Genomic DNA, 12,401 nt, shown 5'->3' with positions numbered 1-12,401 from the left:
GAAGCAATCGAATCTTTTAAGAGTTTTTGTTCTAACTTTTTATAATCTTCTTTTTGGAGGAAGTGAAGCTAAAGTTTTGATGCATTATGATGTTGACATGACGGATTTTATTCATTTTCAGTTTCAAGGTGATAAACGAATTTTGTTGTTTGATCCAAAACAATCCAAAGCTTTATATAAAGTTCCACTTTCTGTACATACAATTTACGAAATTGATTATGATCATCCCGATTACGAAAAATTCCCAGCTTTGAAACACGCAAAAGGTTTTGATTTTGTCATGAATCATGGCGATGCTTTATTTATCCCACGTGGTTATTGGCATTATAATCGTTATTTAGAAGCAGGATTTTCAATGTCTTTACGCGCCTTTCCTAATGAGTTTTTTCAAGTGATGAATACCATTTATCATGTATTTATTATGCGCTATACAGATAAGTTAATGCGCAAGATTTTTCAACTAAAATGGATTCATTTTAAAGAAAAATGGGCAATAAAGAAAAGTCATGGATATTATGGAATTAAGAAATAGGTTTTAAATATTACTCAATTTTATAATCCATAGGAACCATGTTTGCTATTTTTTCCCAGCTCCAATATCCTTCAACAACCAAATTAGCAGGATGGTAATATGTACCATTTTCTTCAATTTTTAATAAATCGCTTTTTATAGCGAAAATAGAAAGTTGGTTCGAAATATATTTTGCACCATTCTGTTTTGCATAGTCCAAATCCTCTTTTTCATTTTTATATTCAACTGAATATAATCCTTTAAAATTAAGATACTGATTATTATTATCAACGATTTTCAAACTATCAGATGGAACTTTTTGATTAACTAAGTAAGTAATTATTTTTGGAAGAACTTTACCTTCAATTCTACCTCCTAACAAAGTTTCTTCTTTAAATTTTATGTATTCAGGATTATCCTTGCGAATCAATCGTTTTATATCATATCCTTCTTCCTCAATTTTATTCTCATAAACTGCTTTCATAAAATGAGTAATACTTCCTAAATAAGATTTACGACGATTTTCTTGCCATTTTTTTTCTTTAGAAGCTGATGATTTTAACTCAGTAAAAAGTGCTGTTCCAAGAGTTAAGACATAATTTGACTTAAAATCAACATTAAAATCAACCAAGTCATACTCGATTTTATAACCTAAGTAATTGTTTGTAATGATTAAAGGATTTCTAGAAGTAGCAGATAATTGTCGTGTATTTTTATCATATTTAAACCTTAAGTCTTTCGAATTTTCTATTTTGCATTTTTTTGCAGCTTCATTACTTCCCAAAAACAATTTCAAAAAAGTCTGATAATAATACAACCAATCTTCTTTAGATATTGCTTGAACAACTGTTTCTTGCAACGCTACCACTTCAGGTTCTAAAACTACTTTATAAAATGTAATTTGATTTGTATTAACATTCAAAATATAATTTTCAAACAAACTTGCACGAACAATTAAGTTATATTGTCCATTAGGAAGACTTAGTTCAAATTCACCTTTTTCGTTCGTTTTTGATTTAATCGTAGAATTATCGACATAGATTTCAGCATTAATAATTGGAAGCGATTTTTCATCAATCACTTTTCCTTTAATTGTATTTTGTGCAAATAGATTACTACTAATTAAGAAAAAACCTAAAATAATAATTTGTTTAAAATTCATTGACTAAATTTTAAAACAAGATAATAAAAAAACCGCTATAAAGCGGTTTTGAATTTATTTGAAGAAATATGTAATTCCTAAAGTTAAAAATGATGAACGATTTGTTCCATTATCCCAACGTTTATAGTCGTAAGTATCTATTAAACCATATTGATAGCGTAAATTAATTTCGTATTTTCTATCAATAGAATAACCTCCACCGATATTAAAAGCTAAATCAAACGATTTTGGAACATTATTTTCTCTTTCAGGTTCATTTTCATCAAATTTTTCTGATACTTTGAAACCTAATTGAGGACCACCTTCAACGAAGAAATCTTTTCCTTGATCATCAAAATAGTATTTATACATAATTGGAATATTGATATAATTTAAGAAAGCTTTGTATTTCTCTCCACCTTCTTTATATAACGAATATTCACCTTGAGTAGTATATAAAACTTCAGCTTGTAAATAATGATTTTCGTTTCGAGTAGTTAATTGATATTTTGCAACTCCTCCAACTAAAAATCCAACTCTCTCTTTAGAAACTCCATGAACAATAGTTGTGTTACTAAGTCCAACACCTCCTTTAACTCCAAATTCGATTTGAGCAAAAGAAAAAGTAGATAAACTTAAAAGAAATAAACTTAATAGATTGGTTTATAAATTTTTCATAAGTTATTGTATAATTTTAACAAAATTAAAGCTTTTTTTAATACAAACTTCATTTCATAAAAAAAGCTCTCCAAATGAAGAACTTTCTATATTATTTTCGAAAATTTATTTCTTTGGTTGAGGTGGAAATTTAGCAAGAATTTCTTCAATTGCTTTCGGGATTCTTTCCGCTTTAGCACTGATATTACTCAAATTAAGATCAGAACCAACACCTTGCCAAACCAATATATTACGTTTATCATCAATAATGTCTATTACAATTGTTCCTGCTTGATAAGAAGAAACGCTATTTCCGCCGTAATATCCGCCATAGTAACCATAAGGACCGTAGCCCCAATTGTTATTATTTACAGAAACTTGTTCTTTAGAACTTGTCAATAAATTAATAACTAAGCCTGCATCAGAACTTACTTTTGTAAATCCTTTTGTAGCCATTTGTGCATCAATTGCTTTAATTAGTCGATTCTTATCCAAATCGTTAACCTTTAACTTATCTAATCCTTTTTGGTGAAAAGTATAAGTTTTATATGAAGCAAAATTTGCTGATCTGTCGTAATCTGTACTTACTTGAACTGTTCCACAGCTTGTTACAAATAATGACAACAAAATTATAAAAGTAAAGTGTATAATTTTCATGACCTTGATTTTTTATTTAAAACTACAATTATTATTCCTAAATGTAAAGGTAAATCAAAAAAAAAAGAAGCTCAAAATACATGAACTTCTTTTTAACTAATATTTACAATTTTATTTTGCTAATTCTAACTCTTGAATTTTCACTTCAACAATTCCATTGTGATTGATTCTAACCAAATCTACAATTTGCGTTTCGTTGACTAATTCAGGATTAAAATCTGTCTGAACTTTTACATAATTTTCTGTAAAACCAAACATTTTCCCGTCTTTATTATCATGTTCCCAAAGCACTTTTTGAGTAGAATTTAATTGAGACTGATAAAAAGCTTGACGTTTTTTCTCTGATAAAATTCGTAACATTTTATTACGACGTTTACGTTCTCCTTGATCTACAACTCCTTCAAATTCGATCGCTTCTGTATTATCACGCTCCGAATAAGTAAATACATGTAAATAGCTAATTGGTAATTCGTTTAAGAAATTATATGTTTCCATAAACAATTCTTCTGTTTCTCCTGGAAAACCAACAATTACATCTACACCAATACACGCATTTGGCATCACTTCGCGAATTTTTGTTACACGATCTAAATAAAGATTAGATAAATAACGACGTTTCATTTTCTTCAAAATCTCATCGCTACCAGATTGTAATGGAATATGGAAATGCGGAACAAATCGATTACTTTTTGAAACAAAATCAATTGTTTCATTTTTTAATAAATTTGGTTCAATCGAAGAAATTCTGATTCGTTCTATCGCATCAACTTGATCTAATTCTTGTACCAATTCCAAGAAAGTATGTTCGTGTTTTTTATTCCCGAATTCACCTTTACCGTAATCACCAATATTTACACCCGTTAATACAATTTCTTTGATTCCTTTTTGTGCAATTTCATTCGCATTTTTGATAACATTTTCTACTGTATCTGAACGCGAAATTCCACGAGCCAAAGGAATTGTACAATACGTACATTTGTAGTCGCAACCATCTTGCACTTTCAAAAAAGCACGCGTACGATCACCGATTGAGTATGAACCAACGTAAAAATCGGCTTCTTCAATCTCACAAGAATGTACAATTGTTTCTTCTTTTTTATTGATATCGTCTAAATATTCAGCAATATTAAATTTTTCTGCAGCTCCTAAAACCAAATCAACACCTTCCATTTCCGCAATTTCTTGCGGTTTCAACTGCGCATAACAACCTACAACGACAACAAAACCTTCTGGATTTGCTTTCATTGCATTTTTCACAATCGTTCTGCACTCTTTGTCTGCATTTGCGGTTACCGAACATGTATTTATCACGTACACATTCGCAGAATCTGTAAACTCAACCTTCTGATATCCATTATCTTTCAAGTTTCTTGCGATCGTCGAAGTTTCAGAAAAATTAAGTTTACATCCCAATGTATGAAATGCAACTGTTTTAGTTTGATTATTCATAGCTGCAAATTTAAGAAATTATCCATAGTTTTGAAACATAAATAAATCAGCTATTCAAAATGACTAAATACTTTATCTACATTATGTTATTCGTTTCAATATTTTCGTGTTCTAAGAAAATTGAAATCGATGAAAACAAAGTATTTAAATTAAATCGTTACGATAATATTTCTTCTTTAGATCCTATCAATGCACGTACACAAGCCAATAATTGGGCATGCAATTTAATGTACAATAGTTTAGTGAAGATTGATAACGAACTAGAAATTCAGCCAGATATTGCAAAATTTTGGACAATTTCTGAAGATGGAAAAACGTATTCTTTTACTTTGAGAAATGATGTTTTTTTTCATAAACATGAAGCTTTCGGAAAAGATTCGACTCGAATTGTAACGGCTTCAGATTTCGAGTATAGTTTTAATCGTTTAAAAGATCCGAAAGCTGGAGGTTCTGGAGGTTGGATTATGAATAATATTGATTCATATAAAGCGATAAATGATACACTTTTTGAAATTAAATTAAAAGAGGCTTATCCTGCATTTTTGGGATTAATTTCGATGAAATATGCTTCGGTTGTTCCGAAAGAATTATTCAAAAATGGAAACGATGAATTCTTGAAACATCCAATTGGTACAGGCCCTTTTCAATTTAAGATTTGGGAAGATAATGTGAAAATGGTTTTTAGAAAAAATCCAAAGTATTTCGAGTTTGATGAAAAAGGACAACGTTTACCATATTTAGAAGCGGTTAATTTATCATTTTTACCAGAGAAAAATTCAGAATTTTTAGAATTAATCAAAGGTAATTTGGATATGATGGCAGATTTGGATCCTTCTTATAAAGATGAAATTTTAAATCCAATCGGAGATTTGAATCCAAAATATTCAAATATTTTAACGATTCAAAAAGTTCCTTATTTAAGTACCGTTTATTTATGTTTTTATCTTGATGCGCCCAATGCAGTTGATTTGAAATTGCGTCAAGCATTAAATTATGGAGTTGATAAAAACAAAATCATCAAATATATGATGAAAGGTCAAGCTTTTGAAGCAGATGGAGGTTTCATTCCGAAAGGTTTACCAGGTTATTCGCCAGAAAGTGGTTACAAATATTCTCCCGAAAAAGCACGTGAACTAATCAATAGCTATAAAAAAACGAACGAAAAAATTGTACCAATCGAGCTGACAACTGTGCAAGAATATGTAGATGTTTGTGAATATATTGCGGCAGAAATGGCAAAATTAGGCTTACCAATAAAAGTGAATGTTGTACCTGGACCAACGATGCGCGATGGAAAAGCAACGGGAAAATTTACGTTGTTCCGCGCAAATTGGGGAGCAGATTATCCAGATGCCGAAAACTTTTTGTCTTTATATTATTCGAAAAACTTTGCGCCAGAAGGTCCAAATTATTCACATTACAAAAATGGTGAATTTGATAAAATGTACGAACAAGCATTTTTGACCAATAATCTAGACGAACGTGCCAAAATTTATCAAAAAATGGATGCATTGATGATGCAAAACGCTCCAATTTTGCCATTATTTTATGATCAAACAACGTTATTTTTGAATAAAAAAGTTAAGAATTTTTCGATGGGACCAATCAAATTATTGGATTTAACGAGAGTTTACAAAGAATAATTCTTTTGACATTTCTCAAAAAGTTTGAACATCTTTTAAAAAAATCTAAATAATATTTCATTTTATTTCACTACATTAGATAATTGTTAACTTATTTGAAATAATGGGTTTTCTCTAACGTTTGAAATCAACAATTTAAAAGAAATTATTTCAGAAATATAGGCGTTAAACCGAGTTTTTTTAGATATATTTGACACCAAATTTTTAATCAAAATCATTTAAATTTTTACTTATGAAAGTAAGACAACTTTTCGTAGTAGGATCTATCGTTACTCTTGTTGCAATTGGAGTAATCTCTTATTTTTGGCCAGGTATCTTATGGTCTTTAATAATTATTCTTCCTTTGATTGCTTTAGGATTTGCAGATATCTCGCAAACAAAGCACGCTATCAGAAGAAACTTTCCAATTATTGGACATGGACGTTATTTGTTAGAAAGTATTCGTCCAGAAATTATGCAATACTTTGTTGAAACGGATACTGAAGGAAAGCCTATTGACCGTTTGATGCGTAGTATGGTGTATCGTCGTGCAAAAAATGTAATTGACACAGTTCCTTTTGGGACGCAATTAGATGTTTATGAACCAGGATATGAGTGGTTAAATCACTCGATGTATGCAGGAAAAATCAAACATGCTGATGATCCACGTGTAAAAGTTGGTGGAAGCGAATGTAAACAACCTTATTTAGCAAGTTTATTAAACATTTCTGCAATGTCTTTCGGTTCGTTAAGTGAAAATGCTGTATTAGCAATGAACAAAGGAGCCAAATTAGGAAACTTTGCGCACAATACAGGTGAAGGGGGAATTTCTCCATATCACTTACAGCCAGGTGGAGATTTGATTTGGCAAATTGGTACAGGATATTTTGGATGTCGTGCAGCTGATGGTGGTTTCGATCCAGATAAGTATGTAGAGCGTGCTACTTTACCAAATGTAAAAATGATTGAGTTGAAAATTTCTCAAGGTGCAAAACCAGGTCACGGAGGAATTTTACCAGCAAATAAAAATACTCCAGAAATCGCTAAGATTCGTGCTGTAGAACCATATACAACTGTTGATTCTCCTCCATCTCACTCAGCTTTCTCTGATGCAGAAGGAATGTTACATTTCATCAAACAATTAAGAGAATTATCAGGTGGAAAACCAGTTGGTTTCAAATTGTGTATAGGGATTAAACGTGAGTTTATCGAAATTTGTGAAGCAATGATTAAAACGGGTATCAAACCAGATTATATCGCAATTGACGGTGGTGAAGGTGGAACTGGAGCTGCTCCTGTAGAGTTCTCTAACTCTCTAGGTATGCCTTTGTTAGATGGTTTAGCTTTCGCAGTTGATACTTTACGTGGTTATGGTCTTAAAAAAGATATTCGTGTTGTAGCTTCTGGAAAAATTATTTCTTCTTTCCACATTGCTCGTGCAATGGCGATTGGTGCAGATTTAGTTTATTCGGCTCGTGCTATGATGATGGCTGTAGGATGTATCCAAGCTTTACAATGTAATACAAATACATGTCCAGTTGGTGTTGCGACCCAAGATCGTGAATTGATGAAAGGGTTAGATGTAGAAGATAAAGCAACTCGTATGTATAATTTCCACAAGAAAACAATGCATATATTATCTGAATTAATTTCTGCAACAGGTGTTAAATCTCACAGAGATTTCAATCGTTCTCACGTAAATTTACGTATCGACAATACGCGTATTATGTCTTATGATCAATTGTACCCAATTGTAGAAGAAGGTGCATATGTAGGAATGTCTGTAGAAGATGTTTTACAAGAAATTAGAGTTCGTACATTAAGTAAAGTGAATTAATCAATTTCATATAATAATAAAAAAAGCAATCCAATTGGATTGCTTTTTTTATGTGTAACTATTAATAAGTAATCAAAACTACACCATTTTTGAAATAGCCAAAATATGTAGATTTAGCTGTTTTTTGATCAAGATAGTTAATTGTTGGTTGTATTGAGGCATCCAATTCTTCAAGCTGATTGTAAAATTTTTCTTTTTTATTCACTAAGATTAGTGGCTGTTCAAATGGATTATCATTCAAAGCATTTTGTTCTGTCAATACTTTTTCAACCTGTTTTACAAGATTTGTTTTCTGAGAATCATCTTTTATTCGCTGATTAATTTTAAAATCGTACGAATATTTTCCTGATGGAAGTTCTCTCATAAAATTGTAAATATCTTGCGAATATTGACTTTTAATTTTATTGAAAAAATTCTCTAAATCTTCGTTATAAAAAACTCTTTTCTTTTCCGTTTCATTCTTTGTAATAGTTGTAATATTAAATGGCGCATAATCTAATTTTTGCAAAGATTTGCTTGTATCAATCTTAGTAAATTCGTTATACAACTCATCATTTTTGTCACTTTTTATTGTAAAAATATATTCTTTACCATTCGTAGAATTGATAAATTTTTCAGAAAAAACAACTTCTTGAAGATTCAATTCTATAGTTCTTAATCGTTGTTGAATCGTTACATTGTAATCATTCAACAATACAGAATTCTCAATTTCCGAAGATATATTCGGTCCTTTTTGGCTATAAGAATTTACAAGAAACACTGTAAATGCTATGAGAGTAAATGTCTTTTTCATGGTTAATAATTATTGTATTCTAAAGATATTAGATTAATCCAGAATAAAATTTTAAATAATTGTTAAAGTAAGACACAAAAAAAAAAACACTCTTTCGAATGGTTCTTGAGATTATTTTGAAGGATAAACCATCGGTTTTCCATCGTTTGTATTGTTTTTGATCGTTTCGTTTATGATGCGCTCAAAAAATATTTCTTTCTTATTCCAATGAAAAGCTGGATAATCTGAGTTTGTTTTTATTTTGTTGTTCGAAAAAATAATTCTGTCTACAGATTTTGCATATAAAATTGGTTTATCAAACGTTTCGAAATAATTTTTCTCAATTTTAATTCCACTATGAAAATATTTCTTTTGATTTTTCAAATCTGGAATTTCGGGATAAATTGAAATCACAGCATTTGTAAACTGAAACATATTAGTAAGCGAATTGATAAATTTATTATTTCTAATCGTAATATCTCTCGTAGAGCCTGTTTCGTACCAACCATTACTATCACCACACAAAAGAATCGCTGTACCAGACGTATGATCAAAAAGATTATCTTCTACAATAGTTGTTTGCGGCGTACTGAATAATGCTCCTCTTGCACGATTATTTCGAATTGTATTTCCTTTAAATTCTACTTTTGGAGTCCAAGTCAAATTTTCTATTCCAATATTCATTGTTGTTGGATCAATAGATTTATCCAATGATTTTGTCAATACAATTTTAAATTCACGAATTGGATCTGAATTATCCTTACGAATCACTTCAATCGATTCTATTGAATTATTATCATTCCAAAGTTCCATCGTTTTCGCTTGTATAAACTGCACCAAATCTCCTTTGTAACCCCAGTCAAATCCATAAGTTTGCTCATGCATGTATTTTGCAATAAGTGTTTTATCATCTAATTTTTTAAGGATTTTTAGATAAGTTCCGTGAATATTAATTGCATCATCCATCATATTTTCGTACAATCCATTTTTAGAAACAATAACTCCTTTACAACCAGAAAAATGCGTAGCATCTGCCTGCGCCGTAAAATATCTCGGATCATCTTTTCCTCTCAACGAAACATTGAAATTATCTAAATAGATATTCTCTGTTAACTGTGCCAACAAACCCATTCCTTCCGAATAATGCACCGTCAATGCACCGTCAAATTTTGTAATTTTATATCTTTCCCTTTGTGAACAAAAATACCTGGATTCGGGCGATACCAACTGCGCATTGCAATCACAGTTCCTAGAATTAACTTTGGGTTTTTCCAATTTTTTGCTTTGATAATTCCATTCGAAATTTCTTCAACATTTTTAGTTCCAACTGCAATATCACTTGTGTTGTAAACAATATGTTTTGTATCCGCTTCAAAAGCAATTCCCGCTGTAGGCTGCATTTCCCAATCTTCTCCAGTGTTATAAAATGTTCCAGCTTTTATTTTATACGTCACCCAAGGAGCGATTTGGTAAGTTATAGTTCCAGCTTCTACATCATTTTCTAGAATTTTGACTTGACAAATTTGAGGTTGTTCAAAATCTATATTGATATTTTTTAGCATTAAATTACGATTACTAATCAATGAAATTGGTAAAATACGTCCATGAAAAATAAAGTCTGAGCCTTGACCATCTAACGTAATATTGTTATAACCTTCTAAAGCAATCCCAACTTTTTTCGGATTATCTTGATCGTGATTAGAAATATAATACTGTTTGGATTGCGTTCCTTCGGTATGAAAATCATAACGTCCTTTCTTAAACTTGATTGTTATAGGAACATCTTTTCCTACTTCGGAAATAATTTTTTGAATCGTTTGATTGATTGTTAAACTAATATTTTCACCTGTATTCGGCTGAATACCGTAGTTAGATAAATCATAAACTTTAGAAGAACTTGCATGTGCATGCATAAAAAAAAGCATTAACATAAGAAAAAACGCTTGCTTTTTTAAAGAATTTAAAATCATTAATAAATTGAGTTTAGTGTCAGGAGAATTCCCTGAATTATTCATATCATTAATAATCTAAAATACTTCAATAATTTGTATTACACAACAATGTATTTGTTAAAAAGTGTTTTTCTTGATATAATTTGACGGACGAAAACCTGTATGTTCCAAAAAAGCATCTGAAAAAGTCTTTCTCGAATTAAAACCTGTTTCTTCTGCCAACGCATCAATTGTGTATTTTTTGAGATTTGGCTCATTTTCAATTCGTTTCAAAAGATGATTAATTCTCAATTCATTGATATATTGGTTAAAATTTTTCGATCTCGAACGATTAATATAATTTGACACAATTGTTCGATTGGCGTTCAATTCTAGAACCAAATCATTCAACGAAAATTTTGGATTTAGAAACAACTTTTGTTCTTCAAATAATTGCAAACTTTGTTCAAAATCTTCATCAATTTCAACTTCGAATTTTGTTTTTTCTAATTGATTTTCTTCCTTAATATCTAACTCAGGTATTGTTATTTCATCAAGACATTTTTGTAAATAATTCTTCTTTTTTTGATGTTTTTGATTCATTTTATAAAAAATAATTCCACCAAAAATTAGAATTATTACTAAACCAAAAAATGAAGTTCTTTTGAAGTTTTGATTCTTTTCTTTCAATAAATTTCGTTCAGTTTTCAGGAATGTATTTTCATATTTCTCGAGATTTGTTTTCAAAACAGTATGATCAGCCACATAAAATAAACTATCAAAAGACAATAAATTATTTACAGATAATAATTTATCTCGACTATTTCCATATTTCTCGTTGTATTCAACTACTCGTTCATAAGAAAGTCGCAGTTCTTCATCAAGAATTTTATATTGTTTTGAGAATTCCACAACATTTTCAAAATATTGAATTGCTTCTCTATTTCGCTTTTGTTGATATAAAATTTCACCTAAAAATTGCTCCGAAATCACATACCATTTGATATCATTTTGCTTCCAGAAAGCTTGTTGTGCTTTTTTCAATGTATTAAATGCCGAATTATAATCTTTTTTGTAGAAATCAATAATTCCTTTATTCTTCAAAGCATATTGATAATTTACCGTATCAACCGTTTCAGATAATTCAATTTTGTTGTAATAATCACTTTTGTTCAGATGATTTGTTTTGCTATATAAATAAGACAATTTCCCAAGAATGGAAAGGTAAATACTAAACGATTTTGACTGATGTTTATATTTCTCGAAATATGGTAAAGAAGCTTCATACAATTCTATAGATTCCTTTATTTCATGTAAGTTTTCTTTTGTTTTCGCAATTCCTACAAGCGAAGAATAAAATGTAAAATCATCTTTTATTTCAGTTGATAGTTGTTTCGAAATGGTGAAATTTTTCAAAGCATTATTGTAATTACGTTGCTCCAAAAAATAATTTCCTTTTTCGATATAAGCTTCACTCAACACAACTTTATCATTCAACCGATAAGCTGTTGAAATCGTAGAATCAATAATTCGAAGATTTTCTTCAACCAAATCATTATTTTTTTGACGTAAAAATTCAGCTTTATCTTTTTGTGTTTTTCCAAACATATTTACTGAACTGAATATGAATAGAATAACTATAATAAATTTAAGAAGCCTATTTCCCGAAATTATAAAACGTAACATATTATATTTCTTTAATTTAAATAACATTGTAAACAATTATCATTTGACACCAAGTTGATAAAAAACATTTAAAAATATAAATTAAAATTGTTCAAACAAAAATTTTACTTCCTCTAAATGTAAGTAAAACAATAATCA

The 12,401-nt window shown here is 29.8% G+C and carries 10 protein-coding genes and 1 pseudogene; 3 read left to right on the top strand and 8 right to left on the bottom strand.

Features of this window, described 5'->3' with window-relative positions; genetic code table 11:
* Positions 1-79: 79 nt before the first annotated feature.
* Positions 80-532: a cupin-like domain-containing protein gene (locus G0Q09_RS06210; RefSeq protein ID WP_257468094.1), complete on the top strand. Its 453-nt coding sequence runs from the start codon at positions 80-82 to the stop codon at positions 530-532.
* Between the two features lie 10 nt (positions 533-542).
* On the opposite strand, the gene G0Q09_RS06205 is transcribed toward G0Q09_RS06210, so the two are convergent.
* The 4 genes and pseudogenes from G0Q09_RS06205 to mtaB all read right to left on the bottom strand — a co-directional run bounded on the left by G0Q09_RS06205 (position 543) and on the right by mtaB (position 4,415).
* Positions 543-1,673, bottom strand: a complete 1,131-nt coding sequence (locus G0Q09_RS06205) for a carboxypeptidase-like regulatory domain-containing protein (RefSeq protein WP_219034296.1) — start codon at positions 1,671-1,673, stop codon at positions 543-545.
* Positions 1,674-1,727: 54 nt separating this feature from the next.
* Positions 1,728-2,291: pseudogene (locus G0Q09_RS06200) on the bottom strand (porin family protein); the annotation flags it as partial.
* A gap of 144 nt (positions 2,292-2,435) precedes the next feature.
* The gene (locus tag G0Q09_RS06195; protein ID WP_219034295.1) at positions 2,436-2,966 is read right to left on the bottom strand and encodes a DUF4136 domain-containing protein; all 531 of its coding nucleotides are present in this window, start codon (positions 2,964-2,966) and stop codon (positions 2,436-2,438) included.
* A gap of 111 nt (positions 2,967-3,077) precedes the next feature.
* On the bottom strand, positions 3,078-4,415 hold the full coding sequence (gene mtaB / locus G0Q09_RS06190; protein WP_038332401.1) for a tRNA (N(6)-L-threonylcarbamoyladenosine(37)-C(2))-methylthiotransferase MtaB: 1,338 nt from the start codon (positions 4,413-4,415) through the stop codon (positions 3,078-3,080).
* Between the two features lie 59 nt (positions 4,416-4,474).
* Between mtaB and G0Q09_RS06185 the strand changes: the two genes are divergently transcribed.
* Entirely contained in the window at positions 4,475-6,058 is a 1,584-nt protein-coding gene (locus tag G0Q09_RS06185) for an ABC transporter substrate-binding protein (protein ID WP_257468093.1), read from the top strand.
* Positions 6,059-6,290: 232 nt separating this feature from the next.
* Positions 6,291-7,874, top strand: coding sequence for an FMN-binding glutamate synthase family protein (locus tag G0Q09_RS06180; protein WP_038332397.1), 1,584 nt, complete (start codon positions 6,291-6,293; stop codon positions 7,872-7,874).
* 61 nt (positions 7,875-7,935) lie between these two features.
* Here G0Q09_RS06180 and G0Q09_RS06175 read toward each other — a convergent pair whose 3' ends face one another.
* From G0Q09_RS06175 to G0Q09_RS06160, 4 genes are all read right to left on the bottom strand, one after another.
* The gene (locus G0Q09_RS06175) at positions 7,936-8,667 is read right to left on the bottom strand and encodes a hypothetical protein (protein WP_219034294.1); all 732 of its coding nucleotides are present in this window, start codon (positions 8,665-8,667) and stop codon (positions 7,936-7,938) included.
* A gap of 111 nt (positions 8,668-8,778) precedes the next feature.
* Positions 8,779-9,795: an alpha-1,3-galactosidase-related protein gene (locus G0Q09_RS15150; RefSeq protein ID WP_443093327.1), complete on the bottom strand. Its 1,017-nt coding sequence runs from the start codon at positions 9,793-9,795 to the stop codon at positions 8,779-8,781.
* A 2-nt stretch (positions 9,796-9,797) separates the two neighbouring features.
* On the bottom strand, positions 9,798-10,577 hold the full coding sequence (locus G0Q09_RS15145) for a hypothetical protein (protein WP_219034292.1): 780 nt from the start codon (positions 10,575-10,577) through the stop codon (positions 9,798-9,800).
* Positions 10,578-10,715: 138 nt separating this feature from the next.
* The gene (locus G0Q09_RS06160; protein WP_219034291.1) at positions 10,716-12,185 is read right to left on the bottom strand and encodes a helix-turn-helix domain-containing protein; all 1,470 of its coding nucleotides are present in this window, start codon (positions 12,183-12,185) and stop codon (positions 10,716-10,718) included.
* Positions 12,186-12,401 lie beyond the last annotated feature (216 nt).

The organism is Empedobacter falsenii (assembly GCF_019308355.1).
Taxonomy (GTDB): Bacteria; Bacteroidota; Bacteroidia; order Flavobacteriales; family Weeksellaceae; genus Empedobacter; species Empedobacter falsenii_B.
The sequence above is the reverse complement of the archived record's forward strand: the minus strand, read 5'-3'. Positions and strand labels throughout refer to the sequence as shown.